Here is an 18,579-nt window from a genome sequence, read left to right on the forward strand (position 1 = left end):
GTTTATTTTAGATGCAAAAAAGAAAGCACCTTTATGGTGCAGTCTTTTAACGTTTGATCGCATCCCAACACATTTGAAAGACCATGTTAAAATCTGTATCGGGCAACATTGAATTTGGCTTTCTGTATTCCTTAAAAATCTGTTGAATAGGATAATAACAGAAACTAATCAATAAGATAGGGGACGTCTGTTTCAACACACCTTCTTTAATGCCCCGTTCAAAAATTCCGACAATCTCTTTGCTATGCTGTTCTATTTCATTCAACACCTCCTCTGTAGCAAAGGGAGAGTTGCAGGATTGCTCGATAAAAAGAAATTCCTCTGTGTACTCTTGTATATAGCGCAAAACATTTTTGCAAATTTTCTTCACAGAGTTTTCTACTGTCTCGTTCATTTCAAGTCCTTTTGCACATTTCTTGTGCATTTGGATTTTCACATCAGCATATACCTTATTGAACATATCGTCTTTGTTTTCATAATAGACGTACAAAGTGGACGAGGACACACCTGCTCTTTTAGCAATCTTGCTCATGGACACATTAGAAAAGCCAATCTCATTAGACAGACTGATTACCGCTTTAGTAATCGCATTCTTTTTGTTGTCATCTTTCATTCTCATGGCTATATTATAATCGAATGTTCGTTTTTATTCAATAACCTTTTTAGCGTCGGTGTACAAGGGGACAATACGCTCCAAGCCGTGTTGCCCCTTGTACACCGACGCTAACCAAACTTCTATAAAATATCTTCCAGGAATTTTTGTATATCCATATTCAGACAAATAGATCGCTCCTCGATTTCTCCTGGGCAGAAAGCTTCCCCATAGTTTACGCAGGCATAGACAGCTTTCGGATTTTCCACTGTCATCCTCCAGAAGGGATACTTAATGATCACCGGAGTGTTAGCGCCCACCCCAAGTTCCAAAAACAGTACTTTCTCCCCTTTGTGCTGACGAATAAACTCGTTATAACAGCCTGCTGCCGCATGCCATCCTTCATCTTCCACAAAAGTCCCATCCACCCGCAGGTTCATTGTCATAGGAGCACCGCATACCGGGCATTTGGGGATCAATTCCGTAGGGATTTTCATTTCCTTTTGCTGTAAAACCATCTGCCGCACCGTTTTCTCGTTGTCATAGGTCTTCTGATGACAAGGCTTAGAGCACTGCCACAAACCATAGTCTCCTTGGGTGTAAAATAACCGTTCTTTATCAAACCCGGCCATCTGAAACTGATGGTCTACATTTGTTGTAAGGACAAAATAATCTTTCTTCTTTACCAATTTCAGCAGATCGCGGTAAGGCTTTCCCACGCCGACTTCATAGCGGTTGATCAGAATATGACGGCTCCACCAGGCCCAGTATTCCTCCAGGGTATCATATGGATAAAATCCGCCGGAATACATATCCTGTATTCCATACTTTTCTTGAAAATCCGCAAAGTTCTTCTCAAACCTCTCCCCGCTGTAGGACATTCCTGCAGAAGCGGACAGCCCTGCACCTGCACCGATCACAATGGCATCGGCTGTTTCGATTTCCTGTTTTAACTTTTCAATTTTTTCCAAGTAATCTCCTGTAAATGTTGAGATCGGTCTCCTTAAAAACATTAAATATCACCTCAAAACTTTATGCTGATCATCAAAGATTTTTTCCGGTTGCTGCTTCAAAATGGTATTTGACAATTCCAAGATCAATCTTTGTATAAAACCCAAAACCGGATACCTTTGCGGATACTTTATCTCCATTTAGCTCAAAAAGGAATTTCTGCTGATTCATTGCAGTAGGAGCGAGCATAACAGCGTCCATTCCTTTTTTAAACCAGTCAGGCGCTGCTCCACTTACCTTTGTTACATCTGAAAGCAACCTGTTTTTATGTGGAGCGCCCTGATTTTTTCCATAACCTAATGATATCAGGCATACCTGTTTCTCTCCTCTTCCAATTTCAGCGGCGCTTTTACCATGGGTCATTGCCACCCAGCAGGTATTTAATCCCAGAGACTGTGCAAGAAGAACCAGTTTTTCTCCATAGTAACCGCTCTTTTCGTCAAGATCGGCTCCTTTAGGCCCTACAAGTGCGATATAATTATGCACTCCTGCAAATTTACCGTAGTGTGCCATCATGGAATCAAAACATTTCGGTTCATCAAAAAAGATCTGTATATGAAGCCCGCTTTCTTTATTGACCGCTTCAATCTCTTTCAGCAGAATGTTTCTCTTTTTGGCTTCGATTTTTTTATCTTCATACTGACGTACACTGTGCCTCTGTTCCATTATTTTAATAATATTCATTCTGACCTTCCCTTCGTGTCATTTTTCATAAAAAATTATATCGTAATTATTCTCAAATAGTTCCCTCTCAATAAATAAAAGTGATATAATAGAATAAATGTTTGTGCGCTCCATGGCAATATATAGGAGCAGCTTTAATTGGAGGGGGAATTTACAGAAAATGTTTTCGACCAAACAGACATCCATCTATTTTAAAAAAATCGCAAGGATTGCCTTCCGGGAGCGGGTATGGAAATTCGTGATCTTTGCTGTAATTATCGCGACTTTGGTTGCTGCTATCGTAGGCGACGATATGTTTACTACCTATGAAAGCACCAAATCCGGATTTTTCACGATCGCCTCAGCCTGCATCTGGATCGGAATCTTCAATTCCGTTCAATCAATCTGTAAAGAACACGAAATCATCCGCGCCGAGTACCGCCAGGGAATGAAACTTTCTGCATATATTTCTGCCAATATTTTCTGGCAGATGCTTCTCTGTCTGGTGCAGAGTGTGGTGATTTTTGCCGTGTGCAATGTGTTTATCGACTTTAATTCCGACGGAATTATTACCAGTGCCTATGTGGAATATTTTATTACCATTTTTCTGCTGACTTTTGGGTCTGCTGTTATGGGTATTATGTTATCTTCTATCGCCGGCAATCCTACCACCGCTATGACGATCATGCCTTTTGTACTGATCCTGCAGTTGATCATGAGCGGTGTACTGTTTGAATTAAGCGGCACCAGTGAAAAAATTGCGTACATTACCTTCAGTAAATGGGGAATGTCCGCTTTTGGAAGTATTGCAGACCTGAATAACGCAAAATATCCTCTGAAGATCAGTGAAGCCTATCCCATGGTAGAACGTCTGGAAACAGAAGCCTGCTATGATTGTGTAGCCAGCAACCTTCTCACTGCCTGGGGATGGTGCATCGGATTGATCCTGTGCTTTGCTGTGATCAGCATACTGAGTCTGAAAATTAAAAACAGAGATTCTTAATATCTTTATATAAAAAATAGCAATACATAAGAGAATGGGAGAAAATACATGATGGACAGCGAAAGAACAATTGCCTTTGTCCCGGAGGAACAGAGAGGAAAAACCGCGACGCTGATTATTTTAGACATGAGAAACCGACCGGTAGTGGTGCCTTTACAGGGCAATATGACTCTCGGAAGAGATTACGACAAATCAAACTGTGATATTCGTGTACAGTCCAGGATCACAGGACGCCGGCACGGTGAATTTGTTTACAGTGATGTATATCAGGACTACTACTACATTGACAATAACAGTGTGAACGGCACTTATATAAACGGGAACAAACTGACCTCACAGGATGGTGGAACATCTGCCCCATATAAGCTCCAGGAAGGAGACGTTCTAAGAATTGACCATTCCCGGCTGGATGATCCTCATCCGGAAGCAGTTCTTATGATTTTTACATGGAGCTATACCCTGGGCTCCAGATGGACCGTACGATCTATAAAGGGACTGGCAGAGATTCGGATCGGACGGGATGAAAAAAATACCATTGTTCTGGATGATCTTCTGATCTCACGTACCCACGCTGTAATCCGGAAGGAAAACGGTCAATGCTGGATCGAGGATATCCACAGTCAAAACGGCGTGCGGGTCAACGGCAGAGAAATAGAAAAAAGCCAGCTTCTGTATGAGCACGATGTTGTTCGGATCGGTAATACCATTCTCATTTTGTGGGCCGACACGATCATTTACAATATCTTCACTAAAGAAGAAGGTCAGCTCTCTGTGAACATCCGGAAAATGGCGGTGAATTTCGGGCGAAAGACCCTCATCAAGGATATTGAGTTTGAAGCGGAAAATACAGACTTTGTCCTTATCCTTGGCGGATCCGGTGCCGGTAAAACAACGCTGATCAATACGATTCTCGGAGAAAAAAAGGCAGACGGAGAAATCTTGCTGGACGGTCAGAACCTATATCGAAATTTTAAATATATGAAAACAAAAATCGGTCTGGTGCCTCAGTTTTTAAATCTCCGTCTGAATGACAAAGTAAGAGAAACCCTGATGGATGTAGCGGAAATCAAATTACCCAAGCAGGATTATTCTCATCAGGACAAGCTTAGGCGCGTGCAGGATACTATGGAAAAGGTCGGTGTCCAAAACCTAAGTGAACACCTCATCAGCCAGCTAAGCGGCGGACAGAAAAAGAAAGTATCGGTAGCCGCACAGCTTATCGGCTTCCAGAAAGTATTTATCTGTGATGAGCCTGACTCCGGACTGGATGCAGCATCCCGCATGCAGCAGATGGAAATTTTAAAGGAGATCGCTGATAACGGGAAGATCGTCATGGTCATTTCCCATGAGCCGGACGACGCTGTCAACAGCGTGACCGGAGAAAGCCTGTTTACAAAAGTACTTGTCATCGCCAAAAGCACAAAAGAACAGTGCGGTCAAATGGCTTTCTATGGAACGGTTCCGGAGGCGCTGGAGTTTTTCCAGGTAAAGCGTCTTCAGGATATTATGTTGGAAATCAATCCCACTTATGAAGGTGGCAAAGGAAGAGCAGACTATTACATTCAAAAATATACATTACAGCCTAAGAAACGAGGGAGGAACAAAAGATGAAAAAGTATTGTTTGAATTGTATGCGTGAAATTACTACAGGTACGCTCTGTGCAGACTGTGTGGGCAAAAAAATTCCAGAGACTGTACCTCATCAGCTGAAGCCGGGAACGATACTGAATGGAAAATACCTGGTTGGAAATGTAATTGGTGAAGGAGGATTCGGAATCACCTACATCGGGCGTGATACCGTATTGGAAACCAAGGTTGCAATTAAGGAATTTTATCCTGTTGGACGCATTAATAGAAATAATGAAGTTTCCAGTAACTTAACGATCTCTACTGAAGAGCAGAGAGATTTTATCCGAAAAGGCAGGGATCGGTTTCTTGCTGAGGCAAGAAATATTGCGCAGTTTTCATCAGAACCTGGTATTGTAAATGTAAAGGATTTTTTTGAAGAAAACGAGACAGCCTACATTATAATGGAATATCTTGAGGGAAAGACGCTGGCTGCCCATATCAAAGAGTGCGGTCCCATGGACGCTGAAAAAGTACGGGTACTCATGCTTCCGCTTGCAGAAGCATTGTCAAAAATACATAAGCTGGGCGTCATTCATCGGGATATCAGCCCGGACAATATCATGTACCTGAATCAAGGCATCTGCAAACTAATGGACTTTGGTTCCGCCCGTTACTTTATGCAGCAGGATCAGGAGCTTACCAGTACCGTCAAGAGAGGCTATACACCGGAGGAACAGTATACCAGCACCGGAAATCAGGGCCCCTGGACAGATGTCTACGGATTGTGCGCCACCATATATAAATGCATTACAGGAACGACTCCGGCTGATGCCATTGATCGTATGGCCTATGACAGTCTGAAGCGTCCATCCGAGTTGGGAGTAAGGATTTCTCCTGAATTTGAAAATGCCATCATGTGCGGCTTGGCTTTGCATGCGAAGGATCGCTGCCAGAGCATGGATGAATTGCTTCGACTTATGCAGGGCAGTACCCCTGAGACAACCGGAAATGAAGCGGAAGATTCTGACGCCACCATGTTTGCTGATCAGACATATTTTTCGCAGAATAACCCTACTTATACTCAGCCGACCTACACTCATACGCAGCCGACCTATACCCATACTCAGTCTACTACCGGTTACGGCCAGCCGGGAATGTATGATCCGGACGATACAAACAACAGGCAGGCTTCTCCTGAACGCAAAAAGAAAAAATTCCTGATCCCCGCTATTGTAGGCGGTATCGCAGTTGCCGCTGCAGCCGGCTTTATCATCTGGAACGTTGTGGGCAACGACAGTGAGGAAATAGAAACCTTCGGAGATTACTATGTGACCGGATGTAAGGAAGTACTCAAACTTCGGGAAACTGAGGATGAGGACAGCAAGATCCTGACGAAATTAGATAATGGGGAAAAGGTATCTTTAGTGGAACGAACAGAAAATGACTCCTGGAAAGTTTACGTAGAGGCCGAAGACCTTACGGGATATCTGGATTATCACTATCTGACCAACGAACGGGACGCTGCAATGGAACCTATTGAAAAGTATGTAAATGTATCCGGCGACGAGCAGCTGACCATCTTAAGCACTACAGAAGAGGATGCTACTTCTATCGGCATTCTTGAGAGAGGCGATGAAATCACAGTGATGGCAACGCCCGGAGATACCTATGCTTATATTTACGCTCCGGAAGTCAAGACATTCGGCTATGTTGACCAGTCAAAACTGTCTGACGAGGAACCAGCGGAAGAAAAAGAAACTACAGATGCTGCTGCATCCAACCAGGCACAGAGTACCGGCGATGTATTCGGCCCCGGCAATCCGCCATCCAGTAATCTGGGTGTATACTATGTAAATGTGCAGAAAGGATACCTGGCTCTCCGCAATGCCAAGAGCTATGACGCATCCAATGAAATCGGAAAAATGTATAATGGGGAGTCTGTATATGCACTTCGGAATGATGGTGAATACTGGTATGTCTATTCTCCAACTTTGGGCAGCTATGGATATACAAATGCCACTTACCTTCGTTCCTCATCTCAAGGAAAGATTTCTTCCAGCAGCGGATCCACCTATTACGCAAGCGTTTCTTCCGGTTATCTGGCACTGCGAAATGATACTGCTTACGATGCTTCCAATGAAATTGGCAAAATTGCCAACGGACAGCCGGTGGAAGTCGTAGACACCTCCTCCGGAACCTACTGGTATGTATATGTGCCAAGTCTGAATCAGTACGGATATGTAAACAGTGAATATTTGAGGAAATAAGGCATGAAAAAGAAAGTTATCATTCTGCTGCTCGTCCTTCTTGTAATCATCGGGACCTCTGCCGGTATCTTTATTCTGTATAACCAGGCAGTTGCAGACAAAAAAGAGAAAATTGCTGATCCTATTAAGATCGAGACCCCGGAGAAACCAACAGAACCGGAGGAAGAGCTTAAAAAAGAAGAAGAGCCTCAGCAACCGGAGGAACCGTCACCGCCTCCGGCAGAGACATCTTCCTCAAGCAAGGCGTCTGAAATCCAAAGCCGGCTGGAACAACTGGTCAATACGGAATACAATGCCGGAGGCAGCGTCGCTATATGTACAGGACGAGTGGATGAGAATGATCTGGCCTCAGTAAACAGCAGTCCCATGCAGGCTGCCAGCCTGATCAAGCTCTATGTCGCCGGCTGTGTATATGAGAATTATGAAAAAGTCACCGCCTATGATTCTTACGGCGGTGAGACAGAAAACCTTATTAAATCTATGATCACTGTCAGCGACAATACATCCTGCAATACACTGGTAAACCGATTGGGAGACGGTGTAGATCAGAACGGTATGGCACTGGTAAATCAGTACTGTGCCGCCCATGGCTTTTCTGATACGCATATGGGACGGCTGATGCTTCATCCCAACGATATAGATGACAATTATACATCTGTCAAAGACTGCTGCAACTTTCTCAAAATGGCGAATGCCGGCCAGCTGGAGGGAGCCTCCACTATCCTGGATTACATGAATCAGCAGGAACGCCGCGGCAAAATCCCCTCTGGTCTTCCTGCCGGTGTTTCCTCCGGAAATAAAACCGGGGAGCTTTCTGATGTGGAAAATGATGCCGCCATCGTATATGCAGACAGCGGCACCTATGTACTGTGCGTCATGTCACAGAATCTGTCTGACGCATATACTGCCAGACAGTTTATTATCCGCACTTCCAGTGTTGTATATGAAATGATGTAACCTTTTCAATGGGCAGGTACATGGCGAAAGCCGTACCTGCCTGATTTTATTCCAGATTTCCGTACTCATCATCTGTAACAGGTTCGCACCACTCATTTGAGGTATCTTCTCCCGGAGCCTCAAATGCAATATGGCTGAACCAGGAATCTTTCTTTGCCCCATGCCAGTGCTTCACACCCGCCGGAATATAGATGACGCTGCCCGGCTCCAAGCTGATCGGATCCTTTCCTTCTTCCTGGTACCAGCCCTCTCCGGCCGTACACAAAAGGATCTGTCCGCCGCCCTTGGCAGCGTGATGGATATGCCAGTTGTTGCGGCATCCCGGCTCAAAAGTTACATTGGAGATCATCAGCGGACACTGTCCCGGATCTGTCAAAGGATTCAGAAACGATTCGCCGATAAAGTACTGTGCAAAGTTAACATTTGCCTCCCCTTTTCCAAATACGTTTGCCTGTTCAAAATCTGTCTCGTTCAAATATCTCATTTTTATCCCTCCGCTATTTTTATTGCTGTTATTTCTTATCTTTTACCTGGTACCGCAGCCATACTGCTCCATCATCATAAGACTCTACACTTAAAAGCTTCAGATGAAATGGTTCCGTCTCCATAGGAAGCCCGTCAAATGCAGCTGCCATTCCTTTTCTTCCATCGATTCCCGGAGCCAGCAGGATGCTCACTTCATCTAAAAGTCCTGCCGCAAGAAAGCCTGCGTTGATGGCCCCTCCTCCTACAACGGACATCCTCTCAACGCCAAATTCATCAGCAAGAATTTCCACTGCCCGTTCAAGATTGATTCTTTCTTTTCCGCAGGCGATCCAGGAAATATTTCTTGCATCCAGATAGGCAAGATATTCTTTTGTGACCTGCTCGCTTGTAAGAATAAGAAGCGGAGTTTCACTGCCATCTTGCTCCGGCCAAAGCAGGGTTCCTTTTGTGTCTGTTACAACGCTGTAGCCCACAGCGTCCGCCTTTTTTGAAAAACCTTCCTGTCCGAAAATATCCTGCTGTTCAGGTGTAAATGTCCCTTCTTCCGCCATTTCCAGCTGCGCTGTCACCCGTCCACTTAAGGAAGTCGGCATATTCAGGGCGTGGAGTGTTTCATAATACTCTTTTACTCCCTCCAGCTTTGCCGTCATTCCGCAGTCAATTCGTCCATCAACAGCTGTCATCATATGACAGATAATATGTGGCCTGTTCATTTTCTTCCATCATCCTTTCTATTTCCTAATTATTTATATGCACAAAATTTTCCTTTTGCTGCAATCAGCTCATCATGAGTGCCCTTTTCGATGATGCGTCCCTGTTCCATTACCATAATGCAGTCCGAGTTTTTGACTGTAGACAGACGGTGGGCAATGACAAATGTTGTCCTTCCCTTCATCAGAGCATCCATTCCATCCTGCACCAGTTTTTCCGTACGGGTATCAATGGAGGAAGTAGCCTCATCCAGAATCAGCGCCGGCGGATCAGCCACGGCAGCACGGGCAATCGCCAGAAGCTGTCTCTGTCCCTGACTCAAATTAGCGCCGTCTCCGGTAAGCTGTGTCTGATACCCTTCCGGCAGGCGCCTGATAAAGCCATCGGCATTTGCCAGCTTTGCAGCGCGGATACATTCTTCATCTGTTGCATCCAGCTTACCGTAGCGAATATTATCCATAACCGTTCCGGTAAATAAATGGGTATCCTGCAGCACCATTCCCAGTGATCTTCTTAGATCCTGCTTTTTGATTTTATTGATATTAATACCGTCATAACGAATTTTACCATCTGCAATATCATAGAAGCGGTTGATCAGATTGGTGATCGTAGTCTTACCCGCTCCGGTAGCTCCTACAAAGGCAATCTTCTGGCCTGGTTTTGCCCAGAGACTGATGTTGTGCAGTACGATTTTATCATCCGTATATCCGAAATCCACATCATCAAAGACAACTTTTCCTTCCTGTTTTGTGTACGTAACTGTCCCGTCCGCCTTATGGGGATGTTTCCACGCCCACAGATTTGTGCGGACGGCTGATTCTGTAAGCTGGCCGTTCTCATCTTCTTTTGCGTTGACCAATTCCACATATCCGTCATCTTCCTCCGGTTCCTGATCCATCAGATCAAAGACTCTCTGCGCACCTGCTGCCGCATTGACAACAAAATTCAGCTGCTGGCTCACCTGCGTAATCGGATTGGTAAAGCTTTTATTCAGTCCCACAAATGCAATGACTGTTCCGATCGTAACTCCGGCAAGTCCATTTACCCCCAGGATAGCTCCCATAATCGCCACAAGCGCATAACTGATCCAGCCGATATTGGCGTTGACCGGCATCAGCAGATTGGCATAGGTGTTTGCCTTATCTGCACTGTCTCTTAACTTTTCATTTACTTTGTGAAACTCTTCTATGGCGGCCTGCTCATGGCAGAAGACTTTCACTACCTTCTGGCCATCCAGCATTTCTTCAATGAACCCGTCTACTGCTCCCAGGTCAATCTGCTGCCGGATAAAGTATTTTCCGGACAATCCGGATAATTTGGAAGTGACAAAAAGCATGACTGCAGCTGTCAAAATTGAGATCACCGTCAGCGCCGGATTCAAAATCAGCATGGTAACCAACGTGGCTGTCATGGTAATCACTGAGTTAATGATCTGGGGAACGCTCTGACTTAGCAGCTGTCTCAAAGTATCTACATCATTCGTATAGACAGACATAATATCTCCGTGGGCATGTGTATCAAAATATTTAATCGGCAGCGCTTCCATTGCTTGTATCTGTTCGCCGGAACATCCGCTGGCCCAATATAAAACCCTGACACTAAGCCGGCTTTCCGGAAATTTTATTGCCTGTTCTCCCAGGCAGACATCCAGTTCTGTTTTTGCGGCTCACAGTCAGATTCTTACAAAGCTTCCCCCGGAGCAACACTATCTGACCGAGAATATTGAAAGTGCCTTTACGCTGGCAAAGGCCCAGATCGGCTATACTCTATACCCGGATATTCCCCTGGCAAGGGAAGCCGGATTATGTTATATTCCTGTAACCGATCTGCCGAAAGTACCTTTTGGAGTATACTTCCAATATCATCACGATCATCCGGCATTAAAGCGCTTCCTTTCTATAATGCCCCGGCTGCTCCAGGAAAGCTGATGCATTATTCCCGGCACACCTGGAAAATGTAGAATTTCAAATAATAGGACTCATCTGCCGCCCACAGAATCGGATGATCAGCGGCCTGCGTCCGAAACTCCACCTGCCTCAACCGCACATGTGCTCCTGCCGCCGCCTGGCGTATGGTTTTTGTAAAAAGTTCAAAATCCATAAAATGAGAACAGGAACAAGTTGCCAGATATCCTCCGTCTTTGACAAGTTTCATTCCCCGGATATTGATCTCTCGATATCCCTTAACTGCATTTTTTATGGAATTTCTTGACTTTGTAAATGCAGGCGGATCCAGGATAACCAAATCGTATTCTTCTTTTTGCTCTACCAGCTTTGGAAGCAACTCAAACACATCTTCCGCAATAAATTTCACTTTTTCTTCCAGATGATTCAATTTTGCATTCTCTTCTGCCTGACGGACTGCCAGTTCTGAAGCGTCCACTCCAAGGACACTTCTGGCGCCGGCTGCACCTGCATTCAGCGCAAAGGAACCGGTATGGGTAAAGCAGTCCAAAACTTTTGCTCCCCTGCACAGTTTCTGGATTGCAAGACGATTATATTTCTGATCCAGAAAAAATCCTGTTTTTTGTCCATCTTTTACATCCACAATATATTTCACGCCATTTTCCACTATGGGCACAAAGGTATCAAATTCAGGACCGAAAAATCCTTTTGTTTTTTTCAAACCCTCTTTTTCTCTTTCTTTCGCATCGCTTCTCTCATAAATGCCCCGGATGCAGATTCCATATTCTTCCAGCACCTCTTTTAAAAGTCCCATGACCATTTCTTTCCTTCGGTCCATCCCAAGAGACAGTGCCTGAAATACCAGAACATCCGAGAATTTGTCCACAACCAGCCCCGGCAGGAAATCCGCCTCCCCGAACACAACACGGCAACTGGATGTATCCACTGTTTTCTTTCGATAATCCCATGCATCTGCAAGCCTCTTTCGAAAAAATTCCTCGTTGATATCCTGATCTTTATCTCTTGTAAGCATACGGACTCTTATTTTGGAATGGCTGTTGATATATCCTTTCCCCATGGGATAACCGTCAAAGTCATGCACCATTACAATATCCCCATCTTCAAAACTTCCCACGGTTGTCTCAATCTCATTGTCAAAAATCCATGCTCCTCCTGCTTTTAAGGAGCGTCCCTCGCCTTTTTTTAATGTCACTAATGCCATACTCATATCCTTTTCCTCCTGTTGTATTTCCATCTTAAATCCCTCGCTGCCATTTGTAAATACAGGATTGTTTTTTCTATATTCCGGAGGTATACTGATATTGCAAAATATTTCATAATTATGATAAAGGAGTTGTTTGAACATGTTGAGTGAAAAAGTTTCACAGTTATTAAACACACAGGTAAATAAAGAGTTTTATTCCGCCTATCTTTACTTGAGTTTTTCAAACTTCTATAAAGAACAGGGGCTGGACGGTTTTGCAAACTGGTACCAGATCCAGGCACAGGAAGAAAGAGACCACGCTATGCTCTTTATCCAGTACATGCAGAATAACGATGTTCCTGTTACCTTTGAATCCATAGACAAACCGGACGCTGTACTTTCCGAGAAAATGGATCCTCTGAAAGCAGGCTATGAGCACGAACAATATGTGACAGGACTGATCCATACCATTTATGAAGCTGCTTATGAAGCAAAAGATTTCCGTACCATGCAGTTCCTTGACTGGTTTGTAAAAGAGCAGGGTGAGGAAGAAACAAATGCCAGCGACCTGATCAAAAAAATGGAGCTTTTCGGAGACGACGCCAAGAGCCTCTATATGCTGGATCAGGAATTGGGCGGAAGAACATACACTGCTCCGTCACTCACTTTGTAAATTTATCCTTTCCATTGTCGCAAAAAAGGTGCACAGACATCTGTGCACCTTCTCTATTTATTCTACCAGGAATCCTCTCTTTTTCAATTCACTTTCGATCATATCTAATGTCTCTTCACTGTCGGCAGTCACCTTATGATAATGATAGTTGGACGTAATATTTTTCAGAGGACTTGATTTCCCGCTGTGTATATCTTCCATAAATTCAGCCACCTTACGTCTGGAGCTGACATGAAGCGGCGCTTCCAGATGTCCGTAGACTCTGTGATTAACCATAACATTTTCTGCGCATCCTCCCAGGTCTACGATCGCGCACAGTTCTTCTTCCAGCTGTTCGTCTGTGTGCTGTACTTTAAAGACCCTGCTTACTTCCGCCGGACCATTTAGAATATACCCTCTGTTTGTAGAAATAATATCATATCCCGAAGCCCGGATCAGTGCAATGTCCTGCACGATAACCTGACGGCTTACCTGATAGTCTTCTGCAAGCTGTTTTCCGGCAACCGGAACTTTGCTGTTTCGTATCTGCCGGATGATATTTTCTCTTCGCTCTGAACCAGTCATCTTTTTGTTACCTCCATCTCTAAAGAATTATATCACATTGTTCCTTTTTATGAAACCATGGAGAAATGAAACCTTCGCTTTCTTGACAAGTTTACATGCCACTTTTATAATATAATTCGTTACAGTTCAATCGTATGCCAAAATGCATACTTTCACATAAGCAGGTGTATCATCTTGAAAGAATACTCTAAAGAAAAAACTATGCAAAAGCCGGAACGGAAAGTGCAGCAGCTTACTTTGTGCGGTCTTTTTACCGCGCTGACTGCTATCGGCGCCTTTATTCAGATCAGTATTCCTGTGGAGCCCTTTCCCATGCATTTTACTCTGCAGTTTTTCTTTTCACTGCTCGCCGGGTTTGTACTTGGCGGCAGACTTGGCGCTTTAAGCGTGGGAATCTATCTTCTCATCGGCTTATGCGGAGTACCTGTATTTGCATCAGGCGGAGGCCCTTCCTATCTCCTGAAGCCAACCTTCGGCTTTCTCTTAGGATTTGTCTTTGCCGCCGGTGTTACCGGATGGCTGTCTGAAAAGTTTCCTCCTCAAAAAATATGGGGATACCTTTTCATTTCAACTGCCGGATTTGCAGTGATGTATCTTTCCGGAAACTTATATTTTTATTTTGTCAGCAACTATGTTATCCATGTTCCGGTTTCCTGGAAACTTGTTCTCATAAACTGCTTTTTCCTTACGGCTGCCGGCGATTATCTTTTATGTATTCTGGCTTCCATCACAGCCAGACGGCTTCTTATCCTGAAAAAAAAGATACTTTCCAACTGACAGATATTCAGATTGGAAAGTATTTTTTTACTGCTGTCTTTTTATTTTGCGGGAGGTGGTTTTTTCAAACTCTTGCTCTCGTACCTTTAATCTATATATCCTTTTATGCAAAGGCGCACTTTGATTATAGTCATCAATTAGTTTCTGAAGTGCTGATTTTATATCTTTTATATGTTTCTTTTTCACATATTCTTCGCTCGGAAATATTTCCGCTTCAATCACTCCATCACATTCTCTCACCAGAACTTCCTGTACGAGACGGCTTTCACCCAATTTATTTTCCAACTCTTCCGGCGATACGTTTTCCCCGTTTTTTGTAATGATCAGATTTTTCTTTCTTCCTGTCAGGAATACAAAACCCTCTTCATCCACATACCCCAGATCCCCTGTCTTCAGCCAGCCATCTGACAGTGTTTCCTTCGTTTCATCCGGCATCTTATAATATCCCTGCATGACGCTGCTTCCTTTTACCCAAAGTTCGCCGTCCACAGTCTTTGCCCTGCAATTCGGAAGAAGCTGTCCTACGCTTTCTTTTTTCATGTTCCAGCTTACATTATTACTGATAACCGGCGCACATTCCGTCATTCCGTATCCTTGCAGAATTGTGATCCCATAGCGTTTAAAAAGATCAATATAATCCGGATTCAGATAAGCGCCTCCGCTGCAGATTGTGTGAAGCTGCTTTCCAAATACTTTTGCCTTCACAATAGCCGGCGGGATCAGGGATGCATCCTCCAGCTTCCTTGCCAGTGTTTCAATCATAAGCGGAACCATTAAAATCATTTCCGGCTGAAACAGCTTGATATTTTTGGCAACTCTCATAAGGGAGTCGTTGATGCATACCACCGCTCCCAGAGACATTCCCTTTAGGATATCCATACTCAGACAATAAGCGTGATGGATGGGAAGGACAGATAAAAGCACCGTTTTCTCCGGAATCTTCATATCCAGGCAGGTAGCGTTTTCTGCCATGTTTCTGTGTGTCAGCATGACGCCTTTGCTCTTTCCCGTCGTTCCGGACGTAAACATGATGGTACAGAGCTGATCCGGATCCGGCATTTCCTGGAAACTGCCCCTGTTTTCTTCCAAAAGACCTGAAAAGGACAGAACCTTATCGCTTTCTCTTCTTCCGACTTGTTCCTTTTGCATGGAAATAATATCCTTCAATTTCGGACAGACTTTCTCCGCCATTTCCTGCACATCTCTGCGGCAGTCGTCCGCCACCAGCACCGTAACATCTGCGCGATTTATTAATTCACAGACTTCGTCTGCCGGAAGCGAGACATCCAGCGGCACCGCTACACTTCCGCTGTTTACAGTTCCAAAGTAGGCAGTCAGCCATTCATAAGATGTCTTTCCGATCACAGCCACATGGTTCCCCTTTTGTCCCAGGCTTTCAAGGGTACGTGAAAATGCTTCACTGTCCTCTTTCAGCTGAGTATATGTCCTGGACACAATTTCATTTTTCCCGGCTTTATACCTCACTGCATCCTCTGAACCATATTTTTCTTCTGTACGTGTCAATATCTCACGAATTGTAGTACAAATCATTTTCCTGATCCCTTCCCTTACTTTTCTGCTGTCAGCTTCTCCAGATAGTCTGCCGCTTCCTGTACAGTGCGGATATCAGCTGCCTCCGTCTGCTCGATCTCCACATCAAATTCTTCCTCAAGTTCGCCCAGCATACTCATAAAATCAAAAGACGTGAATCCAAGATCTTCTATAAAACGGGAGTCCGGATGTATATTTTCCTGTTCCACTTCCACATATTCACAAATAATTTCTGTCAGTTTTTCAAACATTTCCTTTTCCTCTTTTCATAAATTTATGACTAAATCAACTTAATAATTTCTCCAATCTTAAGATTTGGATTTTCCACACCTTTGAACATGATCTTGCAGAGATAATAGTACAGGTATTCCAGGTCTTCTCTTGATACTGCTTTCACCTGATGTTCAAAATTAAAATCCAGTCCGTTATCTTCCGGTCTGTGCATGACCGTCAGATACATCGCCTGCGTTGTGGCTCCGTTGGGATACCATTTTGTCTTATATTTAATATCCCCCAGCTGCTCTAGCCCCTTTTCTTTCAGTGTCATAGGCTGATAGGTCAGCGACATCGGCTCATAAGTAAGGCCCGGTTCATGAGGATATACCATTGCCCGATGCGCAAAATATTCAACCGGATCATAATTTGCATGGCGGAAATATTCATTTTGTTTATCCCGGATCTCATAAATCCCCTCCAGAAAGCTCTTCTCCCCAGATATGATGGTCCGGAACGGAAAAGAATGGATCCTCGTACCTCCCGACTTTTTTTCTTTCAGCGTTGCTCTTCTTGCAATTGCCATATTGATGGACACATCGTCATTTCCATTCATTTTCTGAAAATAAGTCCGAAGTCCCATCATGAGCAGACAAGCCAAAGAGACATGGTTCTCTTCGCAGAATGCCATAAGTCTCCTGGTCGGTTCTTCCTCCAGATGGAAAATATCAATGGCGGAATCTACGGAATCTGACGTATTAAAAGCTGCCCTTAATGTGGGATCATTATAGTTTTTTCTGGCCTCTTCAAGTTTTTCCGGTCCTCTAAGCCCGTTGTATATAGGCTCTGACTCTTCAATCATCTTCTCAAAGAATTCCCTGTCTTTTTGCTGCGCTCTGCTTCCCGCCTCATAGGCAAGATCTCTTTGAATCTGCTCCACATAGGAAGCCATGTCCTTAGGATACGGAACCCCCTCATATTTAGCGTTGCAGTACAGCTCAATAATATCTTTCAGAAAAGCGATCAAAGACTGGGCGTCCAATGTCCTATGATCTCCGAGAAGATATATACCGTTATAGCCATCCGGCATGCGGATCATAACAATCCGGTTCATGGGAGAATCTTGAAGTCTGAAGGGTACCTTGGTCCAGGACTTCATCTCTTCTTCTGCTTCTTCCATGGTTCGTCCGGAAAAATCTACAAATTCTATTTCCCTTTCTTCTTGATCCACAATGTACTGATAAATGCTCCCGTCTTTATCTTTTGCAAAACGTACCCGCATTCCTTCACTCCGCTCATAAGCCTTATAAATAGCCTGTCGCAGCACATCCCAGTCAATATCTGTTTCAATAGTCAGACTGGTTCCGATATTCAGAACTTCCTTTTTCGGGCATTTTTCCTGATAAAAGAAATGAAATTTCTGTGCGGCAGTCAGCGGATATACCGGATATCCTTTTCGTTTTCTCATCATTTTATAATTCCTCCTATAAATGCATTGAGGGCTTCTTCATACATTTCTCTCTCTTTATAATAGCTTTCTGCATGTCCGGCTCCCGGCACGATCAACTTTGATTTTAGAGCCCCGTAATTCTCATAAATCTCTTCACACATAGAGCAGGGGACAAATCTGTCCTTCTCTCCATGGATCAAAAGAGCCGGAACTTTGGCCTTTCTTACTTCCCGGGCTGCATTGCATTCGTCCAGGCCGTATCCTGCCCGGCGTTTGTTTACCCGGTCTGCAATGGGGATCATGGGAAAAGCAGGAAGATGGTACATCGTTTTCAGCACATGAGTAAATACATATTTCGGTGAAGTAAAGGCGCAGTCGGATACGATTCCCTTTACCTGTTCAGGAAGCTCAAGCCCTGCCGTCATCAAGACAGTCGCTCCTCCCATGGATGTACCATGAAGAAGGATCTGTACCTCTTCCCCTGCCTCGTCTATCATCCACCGGATCCATTCCAGCGCATCCCACCGATCCGCACATCCAAATCCTATGTATTCCCCTTCACTCTGCCCATGGGCGCGTTCATCTGCCAGAAGCATGCGAAATCCTTTTTCCAGATAGTATTTTGAAAGTCCGATATAGTCGCTCATTCCCTGGCTCGTATATCCGTGGAAACAGATTACTGCCTTATTTCCTTCTTCTCCTTTAAAGTAAGTCCCATGGAGCTTTAAACCGTCTTTAGATTTTATATATACATCTTTGTGCGGCTGAGACAGCATCCACTTTTTTCTCGCTTTCATAAAAGGTTCATACTGATGCCAGTCCGTGCCTGACATCTTGATCGTACGCTCGGTCTTTGCCTCTGACCTCTTCATAGTGCGTCGGTAGAAATAGGCGGTTCCTCCTATTCCGGCAGATGTCAGGCTAAGAAGCGCTGCTGCCGCTGTTTTGATCACTCGTTTCATTTCTTCACCGATCCTTTTCCTG

The 18,579-nt window shown here is 44.3% G+C and carries 19 protein-coding genes; 7 read left to right on the forward strand and 12 right to left on the reverse strand.

What is annotated here, in order from left to right; all coding sequences use genetic code 11:
- Positions 1 to 46: 46 nt before the first annotated feature.
- The 3 genes from WJ238_RS10850 to WJ238_RS10860 form a co-directional block, all read right to left on the reverse strand.
- Positions 47 to 619, reverse strand: coding sequence for a TetR/AcrR family transcriptional regulator (locus WJ238_RS10850; protein WP_337606933.1), 573 nt, complete (start codon positions 617 to 619; stop codon positions 47 to 49).
- A gap of 116 nt (positions 620 to 735) precedes the next feature.
- Positions 736 to 1,605: an SIR2 family NAD-dependent protein deacylase gene (locus WJ238_RS10855; protein WP_337606934.1), complete on the reverse strand. Its 870-nt coding sequence runs from the start codon at positions 1,603 to 1,605 to the stop codon at positions 736 to 738.
- A 31-nt stretch (positions 1,606 to 1,636) separates the two neighbouring features.
- Positions 1,637 to 2,287 carry a nitroreductase family protein gene (locus tag WJ238_RS10860; protein WP_316266443.1) on the reverse strand — a complete coding sequence of 217 codons (651 nt, stop codon included), beginning with the start codon at positions 2,285 to 2,287 and terminating at the stop codon, positions 1,637 to 1,639.
- 160 nt (positions 2,288 to 2,447) lie between these two features.
- Here WJ238_RS10860 and WJ238_RS10865 point away from each other — a divergent pair, with 160 nt between their 5' ends.
- From WJ238_RS10865 to WJ238_RS10880, 4 genes are read left to right on the forward strand one after another with little or no spacing between them, the layout of a single operon-like run.
- Complete coding sequence (locus WJ238_RS10865; protein ID WP_230106746.1) at positions 2,448 to 3,269, forward strand: ABC transporter permease; 822 nt, start codon at positions 2,448 to 2,450, stop codon at positions 3,267 to 3,269.
- Between the two features lie 48 nt (positions 3,270 to 3,317).
- Positions 3,318 to 4,880 carry an FHA domain-containing protein gene (locus WJ238_RS10870; RefSeq protein WP_316266439.1) on the forward strand — a complete coding sequence of 521 codons (1,563 nt, stop codon included), beginning with the start codon at positions 3,318 to 3,320 and terminating at the stop codon, positions 4,878 to 4,880.
- The gene (locus WJ238_RS10875) at positions 4,877 to 7,105 is read left to right on the forward strand and encodes a serine/threonine protein kinase (RefSeq protein WP_230106748.1); all 2,229 of its coding nucleotides are present in this window, start codon (positions 4,877 to 4,879) and stop codon (positions 7,103 to 7,105) included. Before WJ238_RS10870 ends, WJ238_RS10875 begins: the two co-directional genes overlap by 4 nt.
- A gap of 3 nt (positions 7,106 to 7,108) precedes the next feature.
- A complete protein-coding gene (locus tag WJ238_RS10880) occupies positions 7,109 to 8,062 on the forward strand; it encodes a serine hydrolase (RefSeq protein WP_337606935.1) in 954 nt (317 codons plus the stop codon).
- Between the two features lie 46 nt (positions 8,063 to 8,108).
- On the opposite strand, the gene WJ238_RS10885 is transcribed toward WJ238_RS10880, so the two are convergent.
- From WJ238_RS10885 to WJ238_RS10895, 3 genes are read right to left on the reverse strand one after another with little or no spacing between them, the layout of a single operon-like run.
- Entirely contained in the window at positions 8,109 to 8,546 is a 438-nt protein-coding gene (locus tag WJ238_RS10885) for a cupin domain-containing protein (RefSeq protein ID WP_230106750.1), read from the reverse strand.
- A gap of 28 nt (positions 8,547 to 8,574) precedes the next feature.
- Positions 8,575 to 9,261: a RibD family protein gene (locus WJ238_RS10890; RefSeq protein ID WP_337606936.1), complete on the reverse strand. Its 687-nt coding sequence runs from the start codon at positions 9,259 to 9,261 to the stop codon at positions 8,575 to 8,577.
- 29 nt (positions 9,262 to 9,290) lie between these two features.
- On the reverse strand, positions 9,291 to 10,805 hold the full coding sequence (locus WJ238_RS10895; protein ID WP_337606937.1) for an ABC transporter ATP-binding protein: 1,515 nt from the start codon (positions 10,803 to 10,805) through the stop codon (positions 9,291 to 9,293).
- Between the two features lie 28 nt (positions 10,806 to 10,833).
- Here WJ238_RS10895 and WJ238_RS11975 point away from each other — a divergent pair, with 28 nt between their 5' ends.
- Entirely contained in the window at positions 10,834 to 11,187 is a 354-nt protein-coding gene (locus tag WJ238_RS11975; RefSeq protein WP_507627725.1) for a type 2 periplasmic-binding domain-containing protein, read from the forward strand.
- A gap of 4 nt (positions 11,188 to 11,191) precedes the next feature.
- On the opposite strand, the gene WJ238_RS10900 is transcribed toward WJ238_RS11975, so the two are convergent.
- Positions 11,192 to 12,391, reverse strand: coding sequence for a class I SAM-dependent rRNA methyltransferase (locus tag WJ238_RS10900; protein WP_337606938.1), 1,200 nt, complete (start codon positions 12,389 to 12,391; stop codon positions 11,192 to 11,194).
- A gap of 136 nt (positions 12,392 to 12,527) precedes the next feature.
- Here WJ238_RS10900 and WJ238_RS10905 point away from each other — a divergent pair, with 136 nt between their 5' ends.
- Complete coding sequence (locus WJ238_RS10905; protein ID WP_230106757.1) at positions 12,528 to 13,040, forward strand: ferritin; 513 nt, start codon at positions 12,528 to 12,530, stop codon at positions 13,038 to 13,040.
- A 57-nt stretch (positions 13,041 to 13,097) separates the two neighbouring features.
- Here WJ238_RS10905 and WJ238_RS10910 read toward each other — a convergent pair whose 3' ends face one another.
- Positions 13,098 to 13,604: a transcription repressor NadR gene (locus WJ238_RS10910; RefSeq protein ID WP_230106758.1), complete on the reverse strand. Its 507-nt coding sequence runs from the start codon at positions 13,602 to 13,604 to the stop codon at positions 13,098 to 13,100.
- Positions 13,605 to 13,805: 201 nt separating this feature from the next.
- Between WJ238_RS10910 and WJ238_RS10915 the strand changes: the two genes are divergently transcribed.
- Positions 13,806 to 14,381, forward strand: coding sequence for a biotin transporter BioY (locus WJ238_RS10915; protein ID WP_230107534.1), 576 nt, complete (start codon positions 13,806 to 13,808; stop codon positions 14,379 to 14,381).
- A 27-nt stretch (positions 14,382 to 14,408) separates the two neighbouring features.
- Here WJ238_RS10915 and WJ238_RS10920 read toward each other — a convergent pair whose 3' ends face one another.
- Genes WJ238_RS10920 through WJ238_RS10935 form a run of 4 tightly spaced genes read right to left on the reverse strand, consistent with a single transcriptional unit; the run spans position 14,409 to position 18,557 of the window.
- Positions 14,409 to 15,932, reverse strand: a complete 1,524-nt coding sequence (locus tag WJ238_RS10920; RefSeq protein WP_316266425.1) for an AMP-binding protein — start codon at positions 15,930 to 15,932, stop codon at positions 14,409 to 14,411.
- A 17-nt stretch (positions 15,933 to 15,949) separates the two neighbouring features.
- Positions 15,950 to 16,183: an acyl carrier protein gene (locus WJ238_RS10925; RefSeq protein ID WP_230106760.1), complete on the reverse strand. Its 234-nt coding sequence runs from the start codon at positions 16,181 to 16,183 to the stop codon at positions 15,950 to 15,952.
- Positions 16,184 to 16,212: 29 nt separating this feature from the next.
- Complete coding sequence (locus WJ238_RS10930; RefSeq protein WP_316266998.1) at positions 16,213 to 17,613, reverse strand: condensation domain-containing protein; 1,401 nt, start codon at positions 17,611 to 17,613, stop codon at positions 16,213 to 16,215.
- Positions 17,613 to 18,557: an alpha/beta hydrolase gene (locus WJ238_RS10935; protein WP_230106761.1), complete on the reverse strand. Its 945-nt coding sequence runs from the start codon at positions 18,555 to 18,557 to the stop codon at positions 17,613 to 17,615. Before WJ238_RS10935 ends, WJ238_RS10930 begins: the two co-directional genes overlap by 1 nt.
- Between the last annotated feature and the right edge of the window lie 22 nt (positions 18,558 to 18,579).

Origin of the sequence: Claveliimonas sp. (assembly GCF_037273965.1) — a bacterium.
GTDB classification, from domain to species: domain Bacteria; phylum Bacillota; class Clostridia; order Lachnospirales; family Lachnospiraceae; genus Claveliimonas; species Claveliimonas bilis.

Coding starts and splice junctions, on each gene's coding strand:
- WJ238_RS10850 (WP_337606933.1), bottom strand. CDS start 619: ATGAGAATGAAAGATGACAACAAAAAGAATGCGATTACTAAAGCGGTA.
- WJ238_RS10855 (WP_337606934.1), bottom strand. CDS start 1,605: ATGTTTTTAAGGAGACCGATCTCAACATTTACAGGAGATTACTTGGAA.
- WJ238_RS10860 (WP_316266443.1), bottom strand. CDS start 2,287: ATGAATATTATTAAAATAATGGAACAGAGGCACAGTGTACGTCAGTAT.
- WJ238_RS10865 (WP_230106746.1), top strand. CDS start 2,448: ATGTTTTCGACCAAACAGACATCCATCTATTTTAAAAAAATCGCAAGG.
- WJ238_RS10870 (WP_316266439.1), top strand. CDS start 3,318: ATGATGGACAGCGAAAGAACAATTGCCTTTGTCCCGGAGGAACAGAGA.
- WJ238_RS10875 (WP_230106748.1), top strand. CDS start 4,877: ATGAAAAAGTATTGTTTGAATTGTATGCGTGAAATTACTACAGGTACG.
- WJ238_RS10880 (WP_337606935.1), top strand. CDS start 7,109: ATGAAAAAGAAAGTTATCATTCTGCTGCTCGTCCTTCTTGTAATCATC.
- WJ238_RS10885 (WP_230106750.1), bottom strand. CDS start 8,546: ATGAGATATTTGAACGAGACAGATTTTGAACAGGCAAACGTATTTGGA.
- WJ238_RS10890 (WP_337606936.1), bottom strand. CDS start 9,261: ATGAACAGGCCACATATTATCTGTCATATGATGACAGCTGTTGATGGA.
- WJ238_RS10895 (WP_337606937.1), bottom strand. CDS start 10,805: ATGGAAGCGCTGCCGATTAAATATTTTGATACACATGCCCACGGAGAT.
- WJ238_RS10900 (WP_337606938.1), bottom strand. CDS start 12,391: ATGAGTATGGCATTAGTGACATTAAAAAAAGGCGAGGGACGCTCCTTA.
- WJ238_RS10905 (WP_230106757.1), top strand. CDS start 12,528: ATGTTGAGTGAAAAAGTTTCACAGTTATTAAACACACAGGTAAATAAA.
- WJ238_RS10910 (WP_230106758.1), bottom strand. CDS start 13,604: ATGACTGGTTCAGAGCGAAGAGAAAATATCATCCGGCAGATACGAAAC.
- WJ238_RS10915 (WP_230107534.1), top strand. CDS start 13,806: ATGCAAAAGCCGGAACGGAAAGTGCAGCAGCTTACTTTGTGCGGTCTT.
- WJ238_RS10920 (WP_316266425.1), bottom strand. CDS start 15,932: ATGATTTGTACTACAATTCGTGAGATATTGACACGTACAGAAGAAAAA.
- WJ238_RS10925 (WP_230106760.1), bottom strand. CDS start 16,183: ATGTTTGAAAAACTGACAGAAATTATTTGTGAATATGTGGAAGTGGAA.
- WJ238_RS10930 (WP_316266998.1), bottom strand. CDS start 17,613: ATGAGAAAACGAAAAGGATATCCGGTATATCCGCTGACTGCCGCACAG.
- WJ238_RS10935 (WP_230106761.1), bottom strand. CDS start 18,557: ATGAAACGAGTGATCAAAACAGCGGCAGCAGCGCTTCTTAGCCTGACA.